The sequence below is a fragment of the Pseudomonas sp. NPDC085632 genome (genome assembly GCF_044541255.1).
GTDB lineage: Bacteria > Pseudomonadota > Gammaproteobacteria > Pseudomonadales > Pseudomonadaceae > Aquipseudomonas.
On sequence record NZ_JBITSX010000008.1, the window covers coordinates 138,875 to 164,481 of the forward strand.

25 protein-coding genes are annotated in these 25,607 nt (G+C 59.5%); 4 read left to right on the forward strand and 21 right to left on the reverse strand.

What is annotated here, in order from left to right; genetic code table 11:
- Positions 1–40: 40 nt before the first annotated feature.
- The 4 genes from guaA to ACIF4X_RS09285 form a co-directional block, all read right to left on the reverse strand.
- The gene (gene guaA, locus ACIF4X_RS09270; protein ID WP_397481881.1) at positions 41–1,618 is read right to left on the reverse strand and encodes a glutamine-hydrolyzing GMP synthase; all 1,578 of its coding nucleotides are present in this window, start codon (positions 1,616–1,618) and stop codon (positions 41–43) included.
- Between the two features lie 99 nt (positions 1,619–1,717).
- Positions 1,718–3,187: an IMP dehydrogenase gene (gene guaB, locus ACIF4X_RS09275; RefSeq protein ID WP_064118939.1), complete on the reverse strand. Its 1,470-nt coding sequence runs from the start codon at positions 3,185–3,187 to the stop codon at positions 1,718–1,720.
- Between the two features lie 116 nt (positions 3,188–3,303).
- On the reverse strand, positions 3,304–3,852 hold the full coding sequence (locus ACIF4X_RS09280) for a sugar ABC transporter ATPase (RefSeq protein WP_397481882.1): 549 nt from the start codon (positions 3,850–3,852) through the stop codon (positions 3,304–3,306).
- A gap of 184 nt (positions 3,853–4,036) precedes the next feature.
- Positions 4,037–4,804, reverse strand: a complete 768-nt coding sequence (locus ACIF4X_RS09285; protein WP_397481883.1) for a sulfite exporter TauE/SafE family protein — start codon at positions 4,802–4,804, stop codon at positions 4,037–4,039.
- A gap of 101 nt (positions 4,805–4,905) precedes the next feature.
- Between ACIF4X_RS09285 and ACIF4X_RS09290 the strand changes: the two genes are divergently transcribed.
- From ACIF4X_RS09290 to leuA, 4 genes are all read left to right on the forward strand, one after another.
- Positions 4,906–5,844: a LysR family transcriptional regulator gene (locus tag ACIF4X_RS09290; protein ID WP_397481884.1), complete on the forward strand. Its 939-nt coding sequence runs from the start codon at positions 4,906–4,908 to the stop codon at positions 5,842–5,844.
- A gap of 89 nt (positions 5,845–5,933) precedes the next feature.
- Positions 5,934–7,313 carry an exodeoxyribonuclease VII large subunit gene (gene xseA, locus ACIF4X_RS09295; protein WP_397481885.1) on the forward strand — a complete coding sequence of 460 codons (1,380 nt, stop codon included), beginning with the start codon at positions 5,934–5,936 and terminating at the stop codon, positions 7,311–7,313.
- A gap of 3 nt (positions 7,314–7,316) precedes the next feature.
- Positions 7,317–8,138: a peptidoglycan DD-metalloendopeptidase family protein gene (locus tag ACIF4X_RS09300; RefSeq protein ID WP_397481886.1), complete on the forward strand. Its 822-nt coding sequence runs from the start codon at positions 7,317–7,319 to the stop codon at positions 8,136–8,138.
- A gap of 463 nt (positions 8,139–8,601) precedes the next feature.
- Complete coding sequence (leuA, locus tag ACIF4X_RS09305; RefSeq protein WP_008082522.1) at positions 8,602–10,281, forward strand: 2-isopropylmalate synthase; 1,680 nt, start codon at positions 8,602–8,604, stop codon at positions 10,279–10,281.
- Positions 10,282–10,425: 144 nt separating this feature from the next.
- On the opposite strand, the gene ACIF4X_RS09310 is transcribed toward leuA, so the two are convergent.
- The 17 genes from ACIF4X_RS09310 to iscU all read right to left on the reverse strand — a co-directional run.
- Complete coding sequence (locus ACIF4X_RS09310; protein ID WP_397481887.1) at positions 10,426–11,217, reverse strand: amidohydrolase; 792 nt, start codon at positions 11,215–11,217, stop codon at positions 10,426–10,428.
- Positions 11,205–12,353, reverse strand: a complete 1,149-nt coding sequence (locus ACIF4X_RS09315) for a pyridoxal phosphate-dependent aminotransferase (protein WP_397481888.1) — start codon at positions 12,351–12,353, stop codon at positions 11,205–11,207. The genes ACIF4X_RS09310 and ACIF4X_RS09315 overlap by 13 nt, the downstream gene beginning before the upstream one ends.
- Before the next feature lie 154 nt (positions 12,354–12,507).
- Complete coding sequence (der, locus tag ACIF4X_RS09320) at positions 12,508–13,977, reverse strand: ribosome biogenesis GTPase Der (protein ID WP_008084638.1); 1,470 nt, start codon at positions 13,975–13,977, stop codon at positions 12,508–12,510.
- A 139-nt stretch (positions 13,978–14,116) separates the two neighbouring features.
- Positions 14,117–15,268: an outer membrane protein assembly factor BamB gene (gene bamB, locus ACIF4X_RS09325; RefSeq protein ID WP_141128386.1), complete on the reverse strand. Its 1,152-nt coding sequence runs from the start codon at positions 15,266–15,268 to the stop codon at positions 14,117–14,119.
- Positions 15,261–15,902: a tetratricopeptide repeat protein gene (locus ACIF4X_RS09330; protein ID WP_122599078.1), complete on the reverse strand. Its 642-nt coding sequence runs from the start codon at positions 15,900–15,902 to the stop codon at positions 15,261–15,263. The genes bamB and ACIF4X_RS09330 overlap by 8 nt, the downstream gene beginning before the upstream one ends.
- A 41-nt stretch (positions 15,903–15,943) precedes the next feature.
- On the reverse strand, positions 15,944–17,233 hold the full coding sequence (hisS, locus tag ACIF4X_RS09335; protein WP_397481889.1) for a histidine--tRNA ligase: 1,290 nt from the start codon (positions 17,231–17,233) through the stop codon (positions 15,944–15,946).
- Positions 17,234–17,269: 36 nt separating this feature from the next.
- A complete protein-coding gene (ispG, locus tag ACIF4X_RS09340; protein WP_397481890.1) occupies positions 17,270–18,379 on the reverse strand; it encodes a flavodoxin-dependent (E)-4-hydroxy-3-methylbut-2-enyl-diphosphate synthase in 1,110 nt (369 codons plus the stop codon).
- 3 nt (positions 18,380–18,382) lie between these two features.
- Entirely contained in the window at positions 18,383–19,414 is a 1,032-nt protein-coding gene (locus tag ACIF4X_RS09345; protein ID WP_397481891.1) for a RodZ domain-containing protein, read from the reverse strand.
- Positions 19,414–20,172 carry a type IV pilus biogenesis/stability protein PilW gene (gene pilW / locus ACIF4X_RS09350; RefSeq protein WP_397481892.1) on the reverse strand — a complete coding sequence of 253 codons (759 nt, stop codon included), beginning with the start codon at positions 20,170–20,172 and terminating at the stop codon, positions 19,414–19,416. The genes ACIF4X_RS09345 and pilW overlap by 1 nt, the downstream gene beginning before the upstream one ends.
- A 12-nt stretch (positions 20,173–20,184) precedes the next feature.
- Positions 20,185–21,333 (reverse strand): 23S rRNA (adenine(2503)-C(2))-methyltransferase RlmN, encoded by a 1,149-nt coding sequence (rlmN, locus tag ACIF4X_RS09355; RefSeq protein WP_397481893.1) that lies wholly within the window; start codon positions 21,331–21,333, stop codon positions 20,185–20,187.
- Positions 21,334–21,361: 28 nt separating this feature from the next.
- Positions 21,362–21,787, reverse strand: a complete 426-nt coding sequence (gene ndk / locus ACIF4X_RS09360; RefSeq protein WP_007916882.1) for a nucleoside-diphosphate kinase — start codon at positions 21,785–21,787, stop codon at positions 21,362–21,364.
- An 88-nt stretch (positions 21,788–21,875) separates the two neighbouring features.
- A complete protein-coding gene (gene iscX, locus ACIF4X_RS09365; protein WP_008084655.1) occupies positions 21,876–22,076 on the reverse strand; it encodes a Fe-S cluster assembly protein IscX in 201 nt (66 codons plus the stop codon).
- A 14-nt stretch (positions 22,077–22,090) separates the two neighbouring features.
- Complete coding sequence (gene fdx, locus ACIF4X_RS09370) at positions 22,091–22,432, reverse strand: ISC system 2Fe-2S type ferredoxin (protein WP_007916885.1); 342 nt, start codon at positions 22,430–22,432, stop codon at positions 22,091–22,093.
- The gene (gene hscA, locus ACIF4X_RS09375) at positions 22,432–24,297 is read right to left on the reverse strand and encodes a Fe-S protein assembly chaperone HscA (protein ID WP_397481894.1); all 1,866 of its coding nucleotides are present in this window, start codon (positions 24,295–24,297) and stop codon (positions 22,432–22,434) included. Before hscA ends, fdx begins: the two co-directional genes overlap by 1 nt.
- A gap of 50 nt (positions 24,298–24,347) precedes the next feature.
- A complete protein-coding gene (hscB, locus tag ACIF4X_RS09380; RefSeq protein WP_053123537.1) occupies positions 24,348–24,869 on the reverse strand; it encodes a co-chaperone HscB in 522 nt (173 codons plus the stop codon).
- A gap of 8 nt (positions 24,870–24,877) precedes the next feature.
- On the reverse strand, positions 24,878–25,201 hold the full coding sequence (gene iscA / locus ACIF4X_RS09385) for an iron-sulfur cluster assembly protein IscA (RefSeq protein WP_397481895.1): 324 nt from the start codon (positions 25,199–25,201) through the stop codon (positions 24,878–24,880).
- A gap of 34 nt (positions 25,202–25,235) precedes the next feature.
- Positions 25,236–25,607, reverse strand: a 372-nt coding sequence (iscU, locus tag ACIF4X_RS09390; protein ID WP_397481896.1) for a Fe-S cluster assembly scaffold IscU, incomplete at its 5' end; no start/stop codon positions are given.

Genomic DNA, 25,607 nt, shown 5'->3' on the forward strand with positions numbered 1-25,607 from the left:
TTCAGGCCAAGGGTTTTTCGTTAAGCAACTGGCAGCGGGATCACTCCCACTCAATGGTCGCCGGCGGCTTGCTCGACACGTCGTAGGTGACGCGAGAGATGCCTTCGATTTCATTGATGATGCGGCCGGAGACGGTTTCCAGCAGTTCGTAAGGCAGGTGAGCCCAACGCGCGGTCATGAAGTCGATGGTTTCTACGGCACGCAGGGCAACCACCCAGGCGTAACGACGGCCATCGCCCACCACGCCAACCGACTTCACTGGCTGGAACACGACGAAAGCCTGGCTGACTTTGTGGTACCAGTCGGCTTTGCGCAGTTCTTCGATGAAGATGTGGTCGGCACGACGCAGCAGGTCGGCGTATTCCTTTTTCACTTCACCGAGGATGCGCACGCCCAGGCCCGGGCCCGGGAACGGGTGACGGTAGACCATGTCGTACGGCAGGCCCAGTTCCAGGCCCAGACGACGGACTTCGTCCTTGAACAGTTCGCGCAGTGGCTCGACCAGTTTCAGGTTCATCTCTTCCGGCAGGCCGCCCACGTTGTGGTGCGACTTGATCACATGAGCCTTGCCGCTTTTCGCGCCAGCCGACTCGATCACGTCCGGGTAGATGGTGCCCTGAGCGAGGTATTTGATGTTGTCCAGTTTATTGGACTGGGCATCGAAGACGTCGATAAAGGTGCGACCGATGATCTTGCGCTTCTTCTCCGGGTCGGCTTCACCGGCCAGGTTGTTGAGGAACTGATCTTCAGCGTTGGCGCGGATCACTTTGACGCCCATGTTCTCGGCGAACATGGCCATCACTTGCTCGCCTTCGTGCAGACGCAGCAGGCCGTTGTCGACGAAGACGCAGGTCAGTTGGTCGCCGATGGCTTTGTGCAGCAGCGCGGCAACGACCGAGGAGTCAACGCCGCCGGACAGACCCAGCAGCACGTTGTCGGTGCCGACTTGTGCGCGGATGTTGGCGATGGCGTCTTCAGCGATCTTCGACGGCGTCCACAGGGCTTCACAGCCGCAGATGTCGAGAACGAAGCGCGACAGGATGCGACCGCCCTGTTTGGTGTGGGTCACTTCCGGGTGGAACTGCACGCCGTAGTAGCCACGGTCGTCGTTGAACATACCGGCAATCGGGCAGCTCGGGGTGCTGGCGAGGATATGGAAGTCTTCCGGCATCCTGGTGACTTTGTCACCGTGGCTCATCCATACGTCGAGGCCGAACAGGCCGTCAGCGTCGATGTGGTCTTCGATGCCGTCGAGCAGGCGGCTCTTGCCGACCACGTCAACGCGGGCGTAACCGAACTCACGCAGTTCGGAACCTTCAACCTTGCCGCCCAGTTGCTCGGCCATGGTCTGCATGCCGTAGCAGATACCGAAGACCGGTACGCCCAGATCGAACACTGCCTGTGGGCAACGCGGGCTGTCGGCGACGTGCACGGACTCGGGGCCGCCGGCGAGAATTACGCCTTTAGGCGCGAATTCGCGGATCGCATCTTCGTCCATGTCGAACGGGTGCAGTTCGCAGTACACACCGATCTCGCGCACGCGGCGGGCAATCAGTTGGGTGTATTGCGAACCGAAGTCGAGGATCAGGATGCGGTGAGCGTGAATATCGAGGGCCATGATTCAGTCTCGTCTAAGTCATTCAGAAACAGTCGTGATTCAGAAACAACTCGGGGCTGAATCAAACAGCCCCGGTTGCTTACTTTATTGCTTGAAGGCTCAACCTACGCGGTAGTTTGGCGCTTCTTTGGTGATCTGCACGTCGTGAACGTGGGATTCGGCCATGCCGGCACCGGTGATCCGCACGAACTCAGGCTTGGTGCGCATTTCTTCGATGTTGGCGCTACCGGTGTAGCCCATCGAGGAACGCAGGCCGCCCATCAGTTGGTGAATAATCGCGCTCAGGGTGCCTTTGTAAGGCACACGGCCTTCGATGCCTTCCGGAACGAGTTTCTCGGCGCCTGCCGAGGAGTCCTGGAAGTAACGGTCGGAGGAGCCTTGAGCCTGGGACATGGCGCCCAGCGAACCCATGCCGCGATAAGCCTTGTACGAACGACCCTGGAACAGTTCGATTTCGCCCGGCGCTTCTTCAGTACCGGCGAACATCGAGCCCATCATCACGCAGGAAGCACCGGCAACGATGGCCTTGGACAGGTCACCGGAGAAACGGATGCCGCCGTCGGCGATCAACGGAACGCCGGTGCCTTCGAGGGCAGCGGCGACGTTGGCGATGGCACTGATTTGCGGGACGCCGACACCGGCGACGATACGGGTGGTGCAGATCGAGCCAGGGCCGATACCGACCTTGACGGCGTCAGCGCCTGCTTCGGCCAGCGCCTTGGCAGCGGCGCCGGTGGCGATGTTGCCGCCAATCACCTGCACTTCAGGGAAGTTCTGTTTGACCCAACGAACGCGGTCGATCACGCCTTTGGAGTGACCGTGTGCGGTGTCGACCACCACCACGTCCACACCGGCATTGACCAGAGCGGCGACGCGGTCACCGGTGTCTTTACCGGTACCGACAGCAGCGCCCACGCGCAGACGACCTTGATCGTCCTTGCTGGCCAGCGGGTAGGCTTTGGCTTTTTCGATGTCGTTGACGGTCATCATGCCTTTGAGGGCGAATTTGTCGTCAACGATCAGAACGCGTTCGATGCGGTTTTTGTGCAGCAACTCGCGAACGTCGTTCTTGTCGGCGCCTTCCTTGACCGTGACCAGACGCTCTTTAGGCGTCATCACTTCACGGACAGTGGCTTCCAGACGGTTTTCGAAACGCACGTCACGGGAAGTGACGATGCCGACCAGGTCGCCATCGTGCAGGACCGGAACGCCGGAAATGTTGTGCAGACGGGTCAGTTCGAACAGTTCACGCACCGTGGCATCAGCCTCGATGGTGATCGGATCCTTGACTACACCGGCTTCGTAACGCTTGACCTTGCGAACTTCGGCAGCTTGCTGCTCGATGGTCATGTTCTTGTGGATAATGCCGATGCCACCTTCCTGAGCCATGGCGATTGCCAGACGGGCTTCAGTGACGGTGTCCATTGCGGCAGAAACCAGAGGAATATTCAGCTCGATGCCACGGGTTAGGCGGGTCTTGAGACTGACTTCGTTAGGAAGCACCTCGGAATAACCAGGCACTAGGAGAATGTCGTCGAATGTCAGAGCTTCTTGGCTGATACGCAGCATCGCGGGGGCTCCCGAGCGGGAAAATGGAAGCGCGCCATTATAGTCAGACACCCCCTGCTGTTCAATGTAAAACTCAGCTTAATATCAATGTTGCTGATATACGGAGATCCCCGGCGCTACAGCTCCACCTTGACCCAAGAGACAGGTTGGTCAAGCCAATCGGCAAACTCATCGATAAAGCTTTGCTTGAAGCCCGCTTCCAGCCAGTTATTGAAGATGAAACCAAGATTGGAAAACCCGCACGCCTGCAGATACAGGAAGCCATTGATGTCGTCTTCGTGACCGCATTCCGGGCAAGTGAAATTGTCAGTGCGTCCGGGCATCCAGTCTTCGAGGCTTTCGAACAGCGCCTCGCCGATCTCGCGACGGCACTCGGCGCAACCGGCTTCTTCGAGAAAGCCCTTGGCCGGCGTGTAGATGCAGCGCTTGGTGACGATCTCCAGCCCGTTGATCGGCTCACCGAACGGCAAAGCCTGCGGGTGCAGGACCACGGCGCGGGCGCCATCGGCAATCGCGTAAGCCATGCGGTTGCCGGTGCGGCCACAGGTCGTCAGCTCTTCCTTGATGATGTTCTTGCGCACCAGCCAGCGCACGATCGCCCGGGCCCGGGGTTCGTGGACCGGCAGGGTGGAGATTTTCGGGACGATGATGCTTTGCGAATTCATGGTGCAGCCTGCGACGTCAAATGGAAGTTCTGCGGTGCTCACTCCGCCGCCATCGCGGGCAAGCCCGCTCCCACAGGGATCTCGGCCGGTCACAAATGTTGTGTACACCAGAGAAACCTGTGGGAGCGGGCTTGCCCGCGATGGCGTCAGTGCGGCCGGCAGCTTAATCCCTGACAAAATCCGGTCAAGTGCTGAGGTAACGCCAGATCAACGCCAGCCCGCTCGCCAGCACCAGCCACGTCACCAGTCGCACAAACGCTTCGCGCGACAACTTCATGGTCAGCCGCCGCCCGATCCACAGCCCCAGCGCCATGGCCGGCAACAGACACAGCGCCAGCATCAACAAGGGTAGCTCGGCATATACACCGGCGATGGCAAACAGGCTCAAACGCACCACCGTGCTGCAACTGATCAACGCACTTTGCGTGGCCCGCGCCGCGTCTTTCGGCAGCCGGCTATTGAGATAAATCGCATAGAGAAAGCCGCCACTGCCGAACAGCGCACCGAACAACCCGCCCACCGTCCCCATCGGCACTGCCCAGCCCGCCGACAATTGCGTTGGCCGCGCTTTCACCCACAAGCTGTAAATCGCATAGGCGCTGATAAACAGCCCCATCAACAACAGCAACACATCGGATTTGAGGTTGAGCAGGAAAATCACCCCCAGCGTACAACCGACTGCCATACACGGCAGCAGCCGCAGCAACTCGGGCTTGGCCACATCCCGCCGCGACGGCAGCAAATTGCCGAATGCCGCGACAAAATCCAGGAGTACCAGCAACGGCACGATTTTCGACAACGGCATGAACACAATCAGAATCGGCCCCGCCACCAGCGCCGTGCCAAATCCGGCAATCCCGAACACGATGTAAGCCAGCGCGATACCCAACCCAATCACCGCCCAACCACTGACGCCCCACGACCACTCACTCAACAATCCCGCAACACTCATCAATGCGCTTCCTTAAATAAGCCTGAGATGACTTTAGCCAGCGCCGAGGGTTGCGACTAATATCTTCCAAGTCGATTACTCATCTCGAAAAGGCATGACTCGTGCTTTCCACCCGCCAATTGCGTTACTTCGTCGAAATCGCCGACTGCGGCAGTTTCAGTGCGGCGGCTGAACGCCTGTTCATTGCGCAATCGGCGCTGAGCCGGCAGATCAAGGACATGGAAACGCGCCTGCAAACGCCGCTGTTCGAGCGCACTGCACGCCAGCCCCGGCTCACTGCGGCGGGGGAAGCGTTTCTGCCGCGCGCACGAAATCTGCTAAACGAACTGACCAAGGCTAGCGCGATGGCCACCGAAGTCGGCAATGGCAAACTCGGCACCTTGCGCTTGAGCCACTCCAGCACCGTGTCGATCAGCGGCCGCTTGCTCGCTGATATCGGCGCCTATCTGCGGCAACAACCCGGCGTATCGCTGGATATCGGCAAGTTGTCTTCCGAGGCGCAATTGGAAGAGCTGGCCGAGGGACGCCTCGATATCGGCCTGCTGCGCCTGCCCGTGCTTCGTCAGCGCGAAGGCATTCAACTCGTACCGCTGTTTACTGAGCGGTTGCTGTTGGCGGTACCGATGGATCATCGATTGGCCGAAGCTGAGCGTGTCGACCTGGCCCAACTGAAGGACGAAGCGTTCATCTCGATTCCGCATCCACAGCGCGGTGGCCTGAGCTATCTGTGTGCCGATCTGTGCATGCGCCAGGGCTTCTTCCCGAAAGCGGCGCGGGTGATGTCGCGCAAGACCACGCAGTTACAGTTGATTCAGGCCGGCTTCGGCATCGCCCTGTTACCGGAATCGATGCAGGACATCGCCCCGCCTGGCGTGCGTTTTGTACCGCTGACCGATCCCGATTGCCAAAGCACCATCGCCCTCGCCTACCGACAGAACCCCACGCCCCTGATTCAACACTTCATCCAGACTTTTACAAATCCCTGTGGGAGCGAGCTTGCTCGCGAAAGCGGCGTTACAGGCGATTCAGATATCGACTGACACGCCGCCTTCGCGAGCAAGCTCGCTCCCACAGGGGTTTTGTGTTGGGTCATGGTGATTGGCAGGCAAATGCCTTTAAACTGCGCCCCATGATTAAAGATCCCTTTGCAAGACTTGGCCTGGACCGTGAAGTCCTGACCGTCAGCCAGCTCAACGGCCGCGCGCGGGTGTTGCTCGAAGACGTGTTCAGCAACATCTGGGTCGAAGGCGAAATCTCCAACCTCGCCCGCCCGGCGTCCGGCCACATCTATTTCACCCTCAAGGACAGTGGTGCGCAGGTGCGTTGCGCGTTGTTCCGGCAAAACGCCGCGCGTGTGCGTCAGGCGTTGAAGGACGGCCTGGCGGTGAAGGTGCGTGGCAAGGTTTCGCTGTTCGAAGGTCGTGGCGACTATCAGCTGATTCTCGACACCGTCGAACCGGCTGGTGACGGCGCGCTACGCCTTGCGTTCGATGCACTGAAAGAAAAACTCAGTGCCGAAGGCCTGTTCAGTGCCGAACGCAAAGTGCCGTTGCCGGCACATCCGCAGCGCATCGGCATCATCAGTTCGCCAACCGGCGCAGTGATTCGCGACATCATCAGTGTGTTCCGTCGCCGTGCGCCGCAAGTGCAACTGACGTTGATTCCAACCGCCGTGCAAGGCCGCGAAGCCACCGCGCAAATCGTCCGCGCACTGAAAATGGCCGATGCCCGTGGCTTCGACGCGCTGATCCTCGCCCGTGGCGGCGGTTCGCTGGAAGACCTCTGGTGCTTCAACGAAGAAGCCGTGGCCCGCGCCGTTGATGCGTGTGTGACGCCGATTGTCAGCGCCGTTGGCCATGAAACCGATGTGTCGATCAGCGACTTTGTTGCCGACGTTCGCGCGCCAACGCCCTCTGCGGCGGCCGAGTTGCTCGCTCCCGATTCCAGCCATTTGATCCGCCAGATCGAAAGCCTGCATCGGCGCTTGGTGATGCGCATGCGCGACCGCTTGATGCGTGACCGTCTGCGTCTGGAAGGCATGGCCCGTCGCCTGCGTCATCCCGGCGAACGTCTGCGTCAGCAAGCGCAACGCCTGGACGATCTGGACATGCGCATGCGCCGCGCTTTCGAGCGCCATCTCAATACTCGCCGTGAACGCCTGATTCGCCTGGAAACCCGCCTCGCCGGGCAACATCCGGGGCGGCAACTGGCGATGTTGCGCCAGCGTCTCGACAGCCTCGCCGAACGATTGCCCCGCGCCATGCGCGAAGGCCTGAAAAACCGTCGTCTGCAACTGCACAGCCAGATGCAGACACTGCACGCGGTCAGCCCGCTGGCAACGCTTGGCCGGGGTTACAGCATTCTGCTGGATGAGCGCGGCCACGCGATCCGCAACGCTGCGCAAACCCACACCGGCCAGCGTTTGAAAGCCAAGCTGGGCGAAGGCGAACTGCAAGTGCGCGTCGAGGACAATCACCTGACGCCTGTCACCCTTTCTTTACTGGACTGATCCATGCCGCGTTTTCTGGCTCCACTGTTTTTGCTCTGTCTGACCTTCAATGCCCACGCCGACAGTTACATCACCCGGCTGCTGAACAAACCGGTGCCGGGTGGCGTGGCGGTGGTTGATCTGGGCGTGGCCACACAGGCGCCGAAAGCCACCTATCAGGGCAAACCGGTGCTGGTGGTCAAGGAACAGAACAACTGGCTGGCGATTGTCGGCGTGCCGTTGACCGTGAAGCCTGGCGCACAACAGATCAGCAGTGGCGGGCGTAATCTGCCGTTTACCGTGGGCAACAAGAAATACCCGGAACAGCGCATCACCCTGAAGAACAAGCAGCAGGTCAATCCGGATCAATCGAACCTTAAACGCATCGAAGGCGAACTGGCCGAGCAGATCAAGGCCTACCGCAGCTTCAGTCCGAACACACCGAGTAATCTGTTGCTGGATAAACCGGTCAACGGGCCGCTGTCGAGCAAGTTTGGTGTGCGTCGTTTCTTCAATGGTGAAGAACGCAATCCGCATGCCGGCCTCGACTTCGCTGTGCCGGCGGGCACGCCCATCAAGACTCCGGCGGCGGGCAAGGTAATCCTCACTGGCAACTATTTCTTCAACGGCAACACCGTGTTTGTCGACCATGGGCAGGGCTTTATCAGCATGTTCTGCCATATGTCGAAGATAGATGTGAAAGTCGGCGATCAACTGGCCCGTGGTGCGGTGGTCGGCAAGGTTGGCATGACCGGCCGCGCGACCGGCCCGCACATGCACTGGAATGTCAGCCTGAATGATGCGCGGGTGGATCCGGCGATTTTTATTGGCGCATTTCAGCCTTAAGACAATCGATGGGCTGATGGCCCCTTCGCGAGCAAGCTCGCTCCCACAGGGATTTGTGTTGTGAACACAATCCAATGTGGGAGCGAGCTTGCTCGCGAAGGCGGCCTATAAAGCACATCAACACTTACTGAATAGCTATAAACCTCAATTGCGCGCCTATCAAACCTCGCGCAAATATCACAACGATCAGCGATCTCCAGCGCAATAAAATCCCGCAAAAACCCGCTTTCCGAGTATTCCTCTCAATTTTTTCCGACTGCTTGCCATCCTCTCCCCTCGCGGTTAGGGTTGAAGGCATGAAAACCTCTCACACCCTCATTCAGCTTCGCCAGCACCGCAGCTTGTGCCTTGTCAGCGCACGACTGCCAGGCTGAATCGCGGCACCTCGTCCCACGCTTTTCCCAGAACATTCGTAACACCGGCAGGCCGCCTCTTTTCGGCCCAGACAATAAGGAATTTCCCGATGAGCATGCTCAAAGATCCGTCTTCGAAATACCGCGCGTTTCCTGTCATCAACCTGCCGGACCGCACCTGGCCGTCGAAAACCATCGACACCGCGCCGATCTGGTGCAGCTCCGACCTGCGTGACGGTAACCAGTCGCTGATCGAGCCGATGGACGCGGTGAAGAAACTGCGCTTCTGGAAAACCCTCGTTCAGGTCGGTGTGAAAGAGATCGAAGCGTCGTTCCCGGCCGCTTCGCAAACCGACTTCGACTTCGTGCGCACCCTGATCGAAGAAGGCCACATCCCGGACGACACCACCATTCAGGTGCTGACCCAGGGCCGTGAAGACCTGATCGAGCGCACCTTCGAATCCCTGCGCGGGGCGAAGAAAGCCATCGTTCACCTGTACAACGCCACTTCGCCGTCCTTCCGTCGCATCGTCTTCAACCAGGACAAGGACGGCATCAAGGCCATCGCGGTCAATGCGGCCAAGCTGTTCGTCAAATACGCGGCGATGCAACCGGACACCGAGTGGACCTTCGAATACTCGCCGGAAACCTTCAGCGCTACCGAGCTGGAGTTCGCCAAGGAAGTCTGTGATGCGGTGATCGAGGTGTGGAATCCGACACCTGAGCACAAGATGATCCTCAACCTGCCGGCCACCGTTGAATGCGCAACGCCGAACATCTACGCCGACCAGATCGAGTGGTTCGGCCGCAACATCAACCGTCGTGACAGCGTGATCATCAGCCTGCACACCCATAACGACCGTGGCACTGGTGTTGCCGCCACCGAGCTGGGCCTGATGGCGGGCGCCGATCGCGTCGAAGGCTGCCTGTTCGGCAACGGCGAGCGTACCGGTAACGTCGACCTCGTCACCGTCGCCCTGAACATGTACACCCAGGGTCTCGACCCGCAGCTGGATTTCTCCGACATCGACGGCGTGCGCAAAGTGGTCGAGGAGTGCAACCAGATTCAGGTTCACCCTCGCCACCCATACGTTGGCGACCTGGTGCACACCGCATTCTCCGGCTCGCACCAGGATGCGATCCGCAAAGGCTTCTCCCAGCAAAAACCCGATGCGCTTTGGGAAGTCCCGTACTTGCCGATCGACCCGGCCGACATTGGTCGCAGCTACGAGGCGGTGATTCGCGTCAACAGCCAGTCGGGCAAGGGCGGCATCGCTTACTTGCTGGAGCAGGAATACGGCATTAGCCTGCCACGTCGCATGCAGATCGAATTCAGCCAGGTCGTGCAGCGTGAAACCGATCGTCTGGGCCTGGAAATGACCGCCAAGCAGATCCACTCGCTGTTGATCAGCGAATACCTGCAAGCCAACACCCCGTACGCGCTGGTCAGCCATCGCCTGCAGGAAGAAAACGGCAACAGCAATGTTGAAGTGGAAGTGGCGAGCAAAGGTCAGGGCGAAACCAACCTGCACTGGCGCGGCAAGGGCAACGGTGCGCTGGAAGCACTGGTGGCCGGCCTGCCAGTTCCGGTGGAGATCATGGACTACAACGAACACGCGATCGGCGCGGGCACCAACGCCAAGGCAGCGGCGTACATCGAACTGCGTGTGAATGGCGAGCGTGCGGTGCATGGCGTGGGTATCGATGAAAACATCACCACGGCCAGCTTCAAGGCGCTGTTCAGCGCCTTGAACCGCTCGCTGAGCCAGCCTGAGGCGAAAGCGGCGTAATCGACCGCTGAAATGCAAAAGGCCCCGGCGTTTGAACTCCGGGGCCTTTTTGTTGAAGATCAAAAGATCGCAGCCTTCGGCAGCTCCTACATTGTGATGTCGTACGCCATGTAGGAGCTGCCGAAGGCTGCGATCTTTTGCTTTTCAGGTGAACTCAAAGGTGTCAGCGTCAAGATTCGCCGGGAAGCGCTCGCGATACGCCGCGAGCGGAGCCGCTTCCAGCACAGCCTTGAACACACCATCCGCCTCCCCCGCCGCCAGCAAGGTTTCGCCCTGGAAATCCAGCACTTGGCTGTCGCCGGTGTAGGCAAAGCCCTTGCCATCGGTGCCGACGCGGTTCACCGCCGCCACATAACAAAGGTTTTCGATCGCACGCGCCGGCAACAGACGATTCCAGTGCAAACGCCGCGCACCCGGCCAATTGGCGGTGTACAGCAGCAGATCCGTATCCTGCGAATCACGACTCCACACCGGAAAGCGCAGGTCGTAGCAAATCAGCGGGCGGACCCGCCAACCCTTGAGCTCGAACTGCACCTGACGCTCGCCGGGGGTGTAGTGGTTATGCTCACCCGCCATGCGGAACAAGTGACGCTTGTCGTAATGCAAGACTTCGCCGTCCGGCCGCGCCCACAGCAGACGATTGCGATGGCTGCCATCGACGGCCTGAACGATCACACTGCCGGTGATCACCGCGTTAAGTTTGGCCGCCTGAACCCGCAGCCATTTGCTGGTCGGACCATTCTCGGCTTCGGCGAGGGTCTCGGACTCCATGGAAAATCCGGTGGTGAACATTTCCGGCAGGATGATCAGATCAGCCCCCCGCGCCTGCTCCAGCAACACCTCGAAATGCTCGAGGTTGGCCTGCCGGTCATGCCAGGCCAGGCTGGTCTGGATCAGTGCCAGGTTAAGATCGGGTAACGCACTTAGATCACGCATAGTTTCGCCGCCGCTTCACGCAGCGTCTCCTCGCGTTTGGCGAAGCACAAGCGCACCAGGCGCTGGCCTTCAGGTGGATTCTGGTAGAACACCGATACCGGGATACTCGCCACGCCGTGTTCGCGGGTCATCCACATGGCCATCTCGACGTCATTCAGGTCAGGACGGATCTGTGAGTAATCGACCAGCTGAAAATAGGTGCCGGTGACACGAGTAAAGCTGAAGCGCGAAGGTGCCAGCAGATCGCAGAACAGATCGCGTTTGGCCTGATAGAAACCCGGCAGCTCTTCGACATGTTCCGGATGCTCGGCCATGTAATCCGCCAGTGCATATTGCAACGGCGTGACGCCGCAGAAACTGACGTACTGGTGCACCTTGCGCAATTCAGCCGTCAGCGCTGGCGGTGCGACGACGTAACCGGTTTTCCAGCCGGTGACGTGATAAGTCTTGCCGAACGAGCTGACCACGAAGGCGCGTTGATACAGCTCTTCGTGGGCGAGCACGCTGATGTGCGGCACGCCGTCGAACACCAGGTGCTCATAGACTTCGTCGCTGATCAGGTAGATGTCGCGGTCACGGATGAGCGCTGCCAATTGATCCAGCTCGGCACGACTGATCAGCGCGCCGCTCGGGTTGTGCGGGGTGTTGATGACGATCATTTTCGTACGCGGGCTGAGGGCCGCGGCGAGTTGGTCGAAATCGATGGAGAAATCGTCCGGGTTCAGTTGCACATGCACGCAACGACCGCCCGCCAACTCCGTCGCCGGTTCGTAGCTGTCGTAGCACGGATCGAACACGATGACTTCGTCGCCGCTGTGGATAACCGCCTGAATCGCGCAGAAGATCGCCTGGGTGGCGCCTGGCGTGACCGTCACTTCGCTGTCGGCATTGACCTGCACGCCATAGCTGCGGGAGATTTTCGCCGCAATCTGCTCGCGCAAAGCCGGCAAACCGGTCATCGGTGAATATTGGTTATGGCCACTGGCGATGTGCCGACCGACTGCATCGCGCAGTGATTGCGGGCCGTCGAAATCCGGAAAACCCTGGGACAGGTTGATCGCGCCGGTTTGCGCCGCGAGCTGAGACATCTGCGTGAAAATAGTGATGCCGACATTCGGCAGCTTGCTGGTGATCATCGGGGTTCCCTGCTCAACACCCGGCTCTGACGACGGCGCGGGAGAGCCCGAGGATAGCCCATCCGGCGCCCATAAAAAAAGGGCGCCGGAGGCACCCTTCTCTCATGTTGATCGTTCCCACGCGGAGCATGGGAACGATCAACAGCCAGCGACCTTATTTCTTGTCGCGGCGCTTTTTGTCGGCTTTCTTGCTGTGCGACATCATCCGACGCTTCCTGTTGACCTGGCGGTCGGTCAGCGTGTTTTTGTTGCCTTCGTACGGGTTCTCGCCGCCCTTGAACTCGATGCGGATCGGCGTACCGACCAGCTTCAGCACACGACGGTAAGTGTTCTCCAGATAGCGCACGTACGACTTCGGCACTTTCTCGATCTGGTTACCGTGGATCACGATGATCGGCGGGTTAGCCCCACCCAAGTGGGCATAACGCAGCTTGATCCGGCGGTTGTTGACCATCGGTGGCGCGTGCTCGCCCACCGCGTCTTCCAGAATCTGGGTCAGACGGTTGGTCGGCCAACGGGTGACCGCGGACTTGAACGAGTTCTGTACGGACGCGTAGAGGTTGCCCACGCCGGTGCCGTGCAGGGCCGAGATGAAGTGGATGTCGGCGTAATCAACGAAGAACAGACGACGCTGCAGCTCGACCTTGACGAAGTCGCGCTCGCTCGGTGTCATGCCGTCCCACTTGTTGATCGCGATCACCAGCGCACGACCCGACTCGATGGCGAAGCCCAGCAGGTTGAGGTCGTGATCGACCACACCTTCGCGGGCGTCCATCACAAAGATCACCACGTTGGCGTCTTTGATCGCTTGCAGGGTTTTGACCACGGAGAACTTTTCGACTTCTTCGTGGATCTTGCCGCGCTTGCGCACACCAGCGGTGTCGATCAGCGTGTACTTCTCTTCATTGCGTTCGAACGGGATGTAGATACTGTCGCGGGTGGTGCCGGGTTGGTCATAAACGATGACCCGGTCTTCACCGAGCATGCGGTTGACCAGCGTCGACTTGCCGACGTTCGGACGGCCGATGATGGCGATCTTGATGCCGTCTTTTTCGCTTGGGCCAGGAATGCGCTTGGCTTCCTCGCCTTCGGCGACGATCTCTTCCTCACCGTCCTCTGGCTCTTCTTCGTCTTTCGGGAAATCACCCAGGGCGATTTCCAGCATCTGCGTGATGCCACGGCCGTGAGCACCGGCGATAGGAATCGCGTGGCCCATGCCCAATGGAGCGAATTCGGCGCGGGCCATTTCCGGGTCGATGTTGTCGACCTTGTTGGCAACCACGTAGGAACGCTTGTTACGTTTGCGCAGGTGTTCGGCAATCATCTGGTCGGCGGCGGTGAAACCAGCCTTGGCATCTACCAGGAACAGCACAACGTCTGCTTCTTCAATGGCCAGCAGCGACTGCTCGGCCATTTTTTCGTCCATACCGTGCTCGTCACCGGAGATACCACCGGTGTCGACCAGAATGTAGGAACGCCCTTGCCACTTGGCCTCACCGTACTGGCGATCACGGGTCAGACCGGACAAGTCGCCGACAATGGCGTCGCGAGTCCTGGTCAGGCGGTTGAACAAGGTGGACTTGCCGACGTTCGGTCGGCCCACCAGGGCGATTACGGGAACCATGCGGCTCTCCACTTCGTTATTTCAGAAAATACAAAAGCCGCTGCGAGGCAGCGGCTGGTGCTCGGGGCAACACTGTGGGAGTGAACAGGTTCACTTCCACTAGTGAAGCTGCCTGGGGTGTTATCCCCAAGCATAGTTGTTACTTGATGGTCAGGGCTTCCAGTTTGCCGCTGTTGCCATACACATAAATCGTGTCACCCACCACCAGCGGACGGGCACGCAGGCCGTCGCTGTCGATGCGCTCACGGCCGACGAAACGACCGTCAACCTGACTCAACAGGTGCAGATAACCTTCCAGGTCACCCACTGCTACATAGCTGGAGAACACTTCCGGTGCCGACAGTTGACGGCGAGCCAGCGAATCGTTGCTCCACAAGGCTGTGGTGGAACGTTCGTCGACGCCTTCAACGGTGCCCGAGGACAGGCTCACGTAAACGCTGCCGAAACCCTGAGCGATACCGGCGTAGCTCGACGCATCGCGCTGCCAGAGTTGACGACCGCTTTCCAGGTCCAGTGCCGCGACGCGACCCTGATAGCTGGCAACGTACAGGGTGCCGCCAGACAACAGCAGACCGCCGTCGATGTCGACCACGCGCTCCAGTTCCGAACGACCTTGTGGAATCGCGATGCGTTGTTCCCACACCGGCACGCCGTTGGAAATGTCCAGCGCGACCACTTTACCGGTCGACAGGCCAGCCACCGCGAGGCGGTTGGTGACCAGCGGGGCACTGGTGCCGCGCAGGGTCAATACAGCCGGAGTGCTGTCATACACCCAGCGTTGCGTACCGGTGGAGGCATCCAGACCGATCAGACGATCGTCCTGAGTCTGCACAACCACAACGTCACCGTTGTTGGCCGGCGGCGCGAGAACTTCACTGGTCACGCGAGCACGCCACTTCTCTTCACCATTGCTGGTATCCAGAGCGACGACTTCGCCACGCAGCGTACCGATCAGCACCAGACCGTAACCCACGCCAACGGCGCCGGAGACAGGCAGGTCAAGATCCTGCTTCCACTTCACGTCGCCGTTGCTGCGATCCATGGCCATCACCACGCCGGTCACATCGGCCGCGTAGATGGTGTCACCGTCGATCGCCGGCACTAGCATGTTGTAGGTTTCGCCCTGACCGTCACCGATCGAACGGCTCCACTGCTTGTGCAGAACCACTTCTTCTTTGAAGTCGGTCAGTTCAGCCGGTGGCAATTCTTTTTTACTGTTGCTGCTGCAACCCGCGGCCAGAAGGGCCAGAGCCAGCAATGCTGCATGCTTCCAACGGATCACGTCACGCATCCCCTTTGGCCAGGTCGTCGAGCTTGATTTGAAGGCCACCGACCGCCGCTTCATCCGACAGTGCCGCCTTGGCTTTTTGATACGCCTTGTTCGCGTCATCGGTACGGCCCAGCTGTACCAGCAGGTCGCCCTTGAGTTCTTCGCGAGTGGCCAGGAACGCTTTGTCGGCATCGCCGTCGAGCAGTTTCAGGGCGTCGTCAGCCTTGTTCTGCGCGCCAAGTACCTGCGCCAGACGCTGACGGGCGATCTCGCCCAACGCCGGGTTGGCCGGTTTGTCGACAATGGCTTTGAGCTCGGTAGCCGCATCGTCCAGCTTGCCGCTGTCAACCGCCACTTTAGCCACGAACAGGCTGCCGTACTGCGCGTAGGCAGAACCGCCGAACTCGCTGTTGAGCTTGCCGGCCAGATCCGCAACACGGGCCGCATCAGGCTTGCCATCAGGTGTCAGCGTGGTTTCCAGCAATTGCTGATAGAGCACCGAGGCGCCTTGCGACTGGTTGCTCTGGTATTTGTGATAAGCCTGCCAGCCGAACACGATAACCAGCGCCAACAGGCCGCCGGTGACCAGAGGTTTGCCGTTGCGTGTCCACCAGTCCTTCAAATCCGCCAACTGTTCGTCTTCGGTACTCGACACCCCAATACTCCTTAATCGCTAAATCGGCTGTTTGGACAGCTTCAACCCTGCACGACGCAGGTGGCCAGGTGAGCGGCGAGCGCATCCCAGGCAATGCTGTGGTGTTCGCCCTGGCCACGCAGGGGTTTGAAACCTACCACTTGCTGGGCCATTTCGTCGTCACCGAGGATCAGTGCGTACAGCGCACCGCTCTTGTCGGCCTTCTTGAACTGGCTTTTGAAGCTGCCGGCGCCAGCATTGACTTGCAGGCGCAGGTTTGGAAGTTGATCGCGAACACGTTCAGCCAGGGCCAGGCCTGCCAGCTCCGCCTCTTCACCGAAGGCGCAGAGGTAGACATCGACCTGCCGGGAGATTTCTTCCGGGATCTGCTCCAGGGTTTCAAGCATCAACACCAGACGCTCGATGCCCATGGCGAAACCGACGCCGGTGGTTGGCTTGCCGCCCATCTGCTCGACCAGACCGTCATAACGGCCGCCCGCGCAAACAGTGCCCTGGGCGCCGAGCTTGTCGGTGACCCATTCAAAAACGGTTTTGCTGTAGTAATCGAGGCCGCGTACCAGCTTCGGGTTGAGGACGTAAGGAATGCCCACGGCATCCAGACGCGATTTCAAACCTTCGAAGTGCGCACGGGATTCGTCATCGAGGTAGTCGGCCATCTTCGGCGCATCGACCAGCACCGCTTGAGTGTCGGCATTTTTTGTGTCGAGCACGCGCAGCGGGTTGGTTTTCAGGCGACGCTGGCTGTCTTCGTCGAGCTTGTCGTGGTGCGCCGAGAGGTACTCGACCAGCGCCTCACGATAACGACCACGGGACTCGCTGGTGCCGAGGCTGTTGAGTTCGAGTTTGACCGCATCACGAATGCCCAGCTCGCCCCACAGGCGCCAGGTCATGGTGATCAGCTCGGCGTCGATGTCCGGACCGTCGAGGTTGAACACCTCCAGACCGATCTGGTGAAACTGACGATAACGGCCCTTCTGCGGACGCTCGTGACGGAACATCGGGCCGATGTACCAGAGTTTCTGTACCTGGCCACCGCCGGTGATACCGTGCTCGAGTACGGCACGCACGCACGCCGCAGTGCCTTCCGGACGCAGGGTCAGGGAGTCACCGTTGCGGTCTTCGAAGGTGTACATCTCTTTTTCGACGATGTCGGTCACTTCACCGATCGAGCGCTTGAACAGCTCGGTGAACTCGACGATCGGCATGCGGATCTGCTTGTAACCGTAGTTATCCAGCAGGCGCGCAACAGTGCCCTCGAAATAACGCCACAGCGGGGTCTGTTCGGGCAGGATGTCGTTCATGCCACGAATGGCTTGCAGAGACTTGCTCACTTTAAATCCTTAAATTCGTTCGGCGTTCAGTCAGGCTCAGCCGCGCGCGATAACCGCAGCGTCAGCTTCGACCTTTTCGGCCGCTTTCTGGCGGATCAGCTTTTCCAGCTCGTCCACCAGATTGTCATTCGTCAGTTTCTGCGACGGCTTGCCGTCGATGTAAATCAGGTTTGGCGTGCCGCCGGTCAAGCCGATATGGGCTTCCTTGGCTTCGCCGGGGCCGTTGACCACACAACCGATCACCGCGACATCCAGCGGCACCAGCAGGTCTTCTAGGCGCCCTTCCAGCTCGGTCATGGTTTTAACCACATCGAAGTTCTGCCGCGAGCAACTCGGGCAGGCGATGAAGTTGATGCCACGGGAACGCAGATGCAAAGACTTGAGAATGTCGTAACCGACTTTCACTTCTTCGACCGGATCGGCCGCCAGCGAGATGCGGATAGTATCGCCAATCCCTTCGGCGAGCAGCATACCTAGGCCCACGGCGGATTTCACTGTGCCCGAACGCAATCCACCGGCTTCGGTGATGCCCAGGTGCAGCGGCTGGACGATTTCTTTCGCCAGCAAACGGTAGGCTTCGACGGCCATGAACACGTCGGAAGCCTTCACGCTGACCTTGAAGTCCTGGAAATTCAGGCGTTCGAGGTGTTCAACGTGACGCAGGGCGGACTCAACCAGCGCGGCCGGGGTCGGCTCGCCATATTTCTTTTGCAGGTCTTTTTCCAGAGAGCCGGCGTTAACACCGATGCGGATCGGAATGCCGCGATCACGTGCCGCATCGACCACCGCACGAACACGGTCTTCGCGACCGATGTTGCCCGGGTTGATGCGCAGGCAGTCCACACCCAGTTCGGCCACGCGCAGAGCGATCTTGTAGTCGAAGTGAATGTCGGCAACCAGAGGGACTTTGACCAGTTGCTTGATCTTGCCGAACGCCTCGGCGGCGTCCATGTCCGGCACCGATATGCGGACGATGTCGACACCAGCGGCTTCCAGACGATTGATTTGCGCAACAGTGGCGGCCACGTCATTGGTGTCGCTGTTGGTCATGCTCTGCACCGCGATCGGCGCATCGCCGCCCACCGGTACGTTGCCGACCCAGATCTTGCGCGAAACGCGACGTTTGATTGGAGATTCGCCGTGCATGACTTATTGACCCAACTTCAGGCGAGCAGTCTCGCCACTGGTGAACGGAGCAACATCGACCGGCTGGCCGTTGTAGCTGACCTGCGCGCCACGGGCATAGCCCAGGCGTACCGCAAATGGCGGCTTGCCGGCAACGGCCAGGCTGTCGCCTTTGCGCTTGAGACCACTGAACAATACTTTACCGCTGCCATCGCTGACTTGCGTCCAGCAGTCGGCGACAAATTGCACCGATACCTGGCCTTGGCCAGCGACCGGGGCTGCAGCAGGCGCGACCGGAGCTACCGGGGCAGTCACGGCCGGAGCGGGCGTGCTCGGCACAGCAGGCGCCGGGGCAGGCGTGGCAACCACGGGGGCAGGCGTATGAGCGGGAGCGGTTGGCGCTGCCGCCGGAGCAACTGGCACAGCAGGCGCAGACTCGGTGGCTGGAACGGCAGGCTCCGCACCCGTCGATTCAGCAGTGGTTTCGGCTTGCGGCAGTGCGAGAGCGGTCGAGCCCTCGGTCTGGTTTTCCGCAACAGCCTGGTCTTCCGGCTCGTCGATCGGGTGAATCTGGGTGGTACCGTCAGCCCCTTCGACTTCGACGTGCTCAGGCGCCAGAGAAGTGAGGTCCTTGGTGCGCAGCGACGTCTGATCCTGCCACCAGACGAAACCGCCGCCGATGACCGCGATCAGCAACAGCAGGCTGACGATACGCAAAATGGTGTGGGAAACCCGCACAGGCTCTTCGATACGGCCCAGGGCGTGAACATTGCTGCCTTGGGAGTCGGTGCCGGTGGACTGGTCGAACTGCTGAACCAGGACGGTCTGGTCCATGCCAAGCAATTTGGCATAGGCGCGAATGTAACCGCGAGCGAAGGTATGCCCCGGCAGCTTGTCGAAAGCGCCGGCTTCAAGATTGCTCAGGGAAGTCACGGTGAGGTTGAGCTTGAGGGCCACTTCGGCCAGCGACCAGCCATTGCTTTCGCGGGCCTGGCGCAGGGTCTCACCGGGGTTAACGCGATTCGCTGCTACAACTTCGGGATGCGCCGCTTTCATCATTGCTCCGACAGGTATTGCTGATATTCCGGCGTACCGGGATAGAGTCGTTTTAATTGCAGGCCATAACTGGCGGCCTTGTCGCGATCTTCAAACACTTTTGCCAGCCGAACGCCGAGCAATAGACTACGTGCATTTTGTTCGGTCAGCAGGCTGAAACGGTCGTAATAGTCACGCGCGGGCACATAATGCCTGTCTTCGAAGGACAACTCAGCCATTTCCAGCAATGCACGCGGTTGTTGGCGGTTCAAACGCAGCGCCTTTTCCAGTTGCTGCTGCGCCAGATCACGCTGACCGAGCTTTGCGGCCGTCATGCCGAGGTTTTCGAACACACGCGAACGCTCAGGATACAGGGTATCGGCGGCGGCCTGTTCAAAACGCTCGTAGGCTTCCTTATAACGCTGCTCTTCGTAGAGAAAACTGCCATAGTTGTTGAGGATGCGCGCATCGGCAGGACGGGAGGACAAAGCCTTGCGGAAGTGTTCGTCGGCCAGCTGCGGTTCCATTTCGGACTGAAACACCAACCCGAGGGCAGCGTTGGCGTCAGGATCGGAACCGTCGATTTCCAGCGCCTTCTTCAGCGGCACCTTGGCCCGCTCGGTCATGCCTTGCTGCAAGTATCCCAGCCCCAACTGCACGTAGGCAGCCCGCGCTTCATCGCGGCCCTTGCTGGTCTTCATCGGGTTGTAGTCACCCGAAAGGACACAACCAGCACACAGGCTGGCCAACAGCAACAGCAGCGCAAAGCGCAGGGACATAGAGATCCTCTCTTAGTTAGTGTTCGCGGCGTTCTGTGCCAGATCGCTGTCGGCGTTCAACTCACGCACGGCGATGTAACGTTCGCTGCGACGGGTGCGATCCAGCACCTGCCCTACCAGTTGACCACATGCTGCGTCGATGTCTTCACCACGGGTGGTGCGGACAGTGACGTTGAAACCGGCCTGATGCAACTGATCCTGGAACCGACGGATCGCGTTGTTGCTCGGACGCTCGTACCCGGAGTGCGGGAACGGGTTGAACGGAATCAGGTTGATCTTGCACGGAATGTTTTTCAGCAGCTCGACCATCTCGACGGCGTGTTCAACCTTGTCGTTGATGTCCTTGAGCAAGGTGTACTCGATGGTCAGCACACGTTTTTCGCCCAGGGACGACATGTAGCGCTGGCACGACTCGAGCAACATCTTAAGCGGATACTTCTTGTTGATCGGCACCAATTGGTTACGCAATGCGTCATTCGGTGCGTGCAGGGACAACGCCAGGGACACGTCGATGTGCTTGGCCAGCTCATCGATCATCGGCACCACGCCCGAAGTGGACAGGGTCACGCGGCGCTTGGAAATCCCGTAGCCGAGGTCATCCATCATCAGATGCATGGCGGCGACGACGTTGTCGAAGTTCAGCAGTGGCTCACCCATGCCCATCATCACCACGTTGGTGATGGCACGGTCGACGGTTGCCGGGACACTGCCGAAAGATTTGTTGGCAATCCACACCTGACCTATAACTTCGGCGGCAGTGAGGTTGCTATTGAAGCCTTGCTTGCCGGTGGAGCAGAAACTGCAATCCAGGGCACAGCCTGCCTGGGACGAAACGCACAAAGTGCCGCGTTTGCCCTGGGGAATGTACACGGTCTCGACGCAGCTGCCGGACGCCACGCGCACCACCCACTTGCGGGTGCCGTCGCTGGAGATGTCCTCGCTGACCACTTCCGGACCACGGACCTCAGCAATAACCTTGAGCTTGTCGCGCAAGGCCTTGCTGACGTTCGTCATGGCGTCGAAATCATCGACACCAAAGTGGTGAATCCATTTCATTACCTGACCGGCACGGAAACGCTTCTCCCCGATTGAGTCGAAGAATTTTTCCATTTCCTGTTGAGTCAGACCCAGCAGGTTGGTTTTTACAGTCGATGTAGTCATGGATTCACCTTCACTCTTAAGCCAATGCTTAGCGAGTGGTTACTTCAGTAGCTGCGAAGAAGTACGAGATTTCACGAGCAGCTGCGGCTTCGGAGTCCGAACCGTGAACAGCGTTGGCGTCGATGGAATCAGCGAAGTCAGCGCGGATGGTGCCGGCAGCAGCTTCTTTAGGGTTGGTAGCGCCCATCAGCTCACGGTTCAGAGCGATAGCGTTTTCGCCTTCCAGAACCTGAACAACAACAGGACCGGAGATCATGAAAGCAACCAGGTCGCCGAAGAAACCACGAGCGCTGTGCTCAGCGTAGAAGCCTTCAGCTTCAGCTTTGGACAGTTGCTTCAGTTTCGAAGCTACAACGCGCAGGCCGGCTTTTTCGAAACGAGTGGTGATTTCGCCGATGACGTTTTTTGCAACAGCGTCAGGCTTGATGATGGAGAAAGTGCGTTGAACAGCCATGGTGTAACTCCAGAAACGGTAATTTGCGAAAAATTAAACCCGCGAATTATACGCGGGTTCTTGGGTATTGCCTAACCTGCGAGGACGATCAGTCCAATTCTTCAGCCCAGAGCGTCTGAACCGCTTCCAACACCTTCTCGCCAACTCGACCAGAGGTATTGTCAAAATCAGGCAGCTCTTTGATCCATTGCTGCAGATCGACGAAATTGACAGAAAACGGATCTACACCCGGCTTGGCCTCGGCCAACTCTTCTGCAATGCGTTGAACATCATTCCAACCGTAGCTCATGACAGTCTTACCAGTCAGTGCGGCGCTTCAGCCGCATGGTTAAGCGAATATTTCGGAATCTCGACGGTGATGTCTTCTTCACCGACGATGGCCTGACAGGCCAGACGCGATTGCGCTTCCAGACCCCAGGCACGATCGAGGAAGTCTTCTTCCAGCTCGTCCGCCTCTTCCATCGAGTCGAAACCCTCGCGGATGATGCAGTGGCAGGTGGTGCAAGCGCAGACGCCGCCACAGGCGCTTTCCATCTCGATGTGGTGTTCGTGGGCCAGTTCGAGAATCGAGGTGCCGGGCGCAGCCTCGACCACCATGCCTTCAGGGCAGAACTTCTCGTGGGGCAGAAAAATGACCTGCGGCATCAGATATCCTCGATTTCATTCAGATTGCGCCCCGACAGAGCGGCTTTCACCGTCAGATCCATGCGGCGGGCAGCAAAAGCATCGGTCACTTGCGACAGACGCTTGGTCTGCTGCTCGATGGCGTAACCATCGGTACCTTTCATCAGTTCAGCCAGTTCCTGCAACTGCAGGTCGATAACCATGCGCTCTTCGGCGTCGAGCAAACGCTCGCCATCGGCTTCCAGAGCGCCCTGCACCGCTTCGATCAGGCGCTGGGCATCAACTTGCTGCTCGCGCAGAACGCGGGCGACCTTGTCGTCATTGGCGTGCTGGAACGAATCCTTGAGCATCTTGGCGATTTCGCCGTCGGTCAGACCGTAGGACGGCTTGACCTGAATGCTCGCCTCAACGCCCGAACCCAGTTCACGGGCAGAAACGCTGAGCAGACCGTCGGCATCGACCTGGAAGGTCACGCGAATCTTCGCCGCACCGGCGACCATCGCCGGAATGCCGCGCAATTCGAAGCGCGCCAGCGACCGGCAGTCGCTGATCAGCTCGCGCTCACCCTGCAATACATGAATCGCCATGGCCGACTGGCCGTCTTTGTACGTAGTGAAATCTTGTGCGCGAGCGACGGGGATGGTGGTGTTCCGTGGAATCACCTTCTCCATCAGGCCGCCCATGGTTTCCAGCCCAAGGGACAGCGGAATCACGTCGAGCAGCAGCAACTCGCCGCCATCGCGCTTGTTGCCAGCCAGCGTATCGGCCTGGATCGCGGCACCGATAGCCACCACTTGATCCGGATCGATTTCAGTCAGCGGCTGACGACCGAAGGCTTCGGCAACGGCTTCGCGAACACGCGGAACGCGCGTCGAACCGCCGACCATGACCACGGCGTGCACGTCTTCCAGCTCAATACCGGAATCGCGAACGGCGCGGCGGCAGGCTTTCAGGCTGCGCGCGACCATTGGCTCGATCAACGCATCGAAGGCTTCGCGGGTCAGCGGCGCTTTCCAGTCGCCGTAGGCCACTTCAACACTGGCTGCATCGGTCAGGGCCTCTTTGGCCGCACAAGCGGTTTGCAGCAGATTACGTTGTGCGCCCGGATCGAGATCGGCGGACAGGCCGGCGCTCTCGATGATCCAGCCGGCAATCGCGTGATCGAAATCATCGCCACCCAGCGCGCTGTCGCCGCCAGTGGCCAGAACCTCGAAAACACCGCCGGTCAGACGCAGAATCGAAATATCGAAAGTACCGCCGCCCAGGTCATAAATGGCGACCAGGCCTTCAGCATGCTGATCCAGACCGTACGCCACAGCGGCTGCGGTCGGCTCGTTGAGCAGGCGCAGCACGTTCAGACCGGCGAGTTTCGCCGCATCCTTGGTGGCTTGACGCTGAGCATCGTCGAAGTAAGCAGGAACGGTAATCACCGCGCCAACCAGTTCGCCGCCCAAGGTCGCTTCAGCACGCTGACGCAAAACCTTGAGGATATCGGCGGAAACTTCGACCGGGCTCTTCGGGCCCTGCACGGTGTCGATGAACGGCATGTGCGACTCGCCACCGACAAAGCGATATGGCAGTTGCTCGCCCAATTGCTTGACGTCGGACAGACCACGACCCATCAAGCGCTTGACCGACAGCACGGTGTTCAAGGGATCGGAGGCGGCAGCCAGTTTGGCCGACTCGCCGACTTCGACGCGATCGGCGTGGTAACGCACAGCGGACGGCAGGATGACCTGCCCGCTTGCGTCGGCCAACGGTTCGGAAAGACCACTGCGCAACGCAGCGACCAGCGAATTGGTAGTGCCCAAGTCGATCCCCACAGCCAGACGACGCTGGTGCGGTTGAGGACTTTGGCCGGGTTCGGCGATCTGCAGTAGGGCCATCGTGATCAGGACTATCTGTATATCAGGCGTGCGACCGGAGCGGCACTGGGTTAATCGTCGAGGCGCTCTTCTAACTGGCGCACTTCGTAGGTGAGCTTGTCGAGGAACTGCATGCGCCGCATCAGGCGCTCGGCCTGCTCGCGTTGCGCCGCATCATCCCAACAGGCTGCGAAGCTTTCGTTGAGTTCTTCCTGAGCCACTTTCAAGCGCCGCTTGAACACCGCGACACCGTCGAGATCGGCACTGTCCTGAAGGTCTTCGAGTTCTTCGCGCCATTGCATCTGCTGCAGAAGAAACTCGGGATCATGGACAGTGACTTCCATCGGCACTTCATGCCCGCTGATGGTCAGCAGGTAGCGTGCGCGCTGGGCCGGACTCTTGAGCGTCTGATAGGCGTCGTTGAGCCGGGCAGACTGCTCGAGTGCCGTCCGCTGCTCACGTTCGGAAGCGTCGGCAAAGCGGTCAGGATGAACGCCGCGCGCCAACTCACGATAGCGCGTGGCCAACTGCTCGAGATCCAGACGGAAGCTCGGTTGCAGCTCGAATAAAGCGAAATGACAAGGAATACCCACGACAAGCCTCAGATGTTGAAGCTTTCGCCGCAGCCACATTCACCGCGTACGTTGGGGTTGTTGAACTTGAAGCCTTCGTTCAACCCTTCCTTGACGAAATCGAGCTCGGTGCCGTCCAGGTAGGCCAGGCTTTTCGGGTCGATGATCACTTTTTCGCCGTGACTCTCGAACACCTGATCCTCTGCAACCACCTCGTCGACAAACTCCAGCACGTAGGCAAGGCCGGAACAGCCTGTGGTGCGAACACCCAGACGAATCCCTTCACCTTTGCCGCGCCCGACGAGGGAGCGCCGCACGTGTCGAGCAGCCGCTTCTGTCATGCTGATAGCCATCGGTGACTCCTTACTCGTCGCCAAATCCAGAAAGTCAGATCAAGCCTTTCTTCTGCTTGTAATCGCGAACAGCCGCTTTGATAGCGTCTTCAGCCAGTACCGAGCAGTGAATCTTCACTGGCGGCAGGGCCAGTTCTTCGGCCAGCTGAGTGTTCTTGATGGTTTCTGCTTCGTCCAGGGTCTTGCCCTTCATCCACTCGGTGGCGAGGGAGCTGGAAGCGATAGCCGAACCGCAGCCGTAGGTCTTGAATTTGGCATCTTCGATGATGCCGGCTTCGTTGACCTTGATTTGCAGACGCATCACGTCGCCGCACGCCGGAGCGCCGACCATGCCGGTGCCGACATCAGGATCTTCCGCGTTCATCTTGCCGACGTTGCGCGGGTTTTCGTAGTGGTCGATGACCTT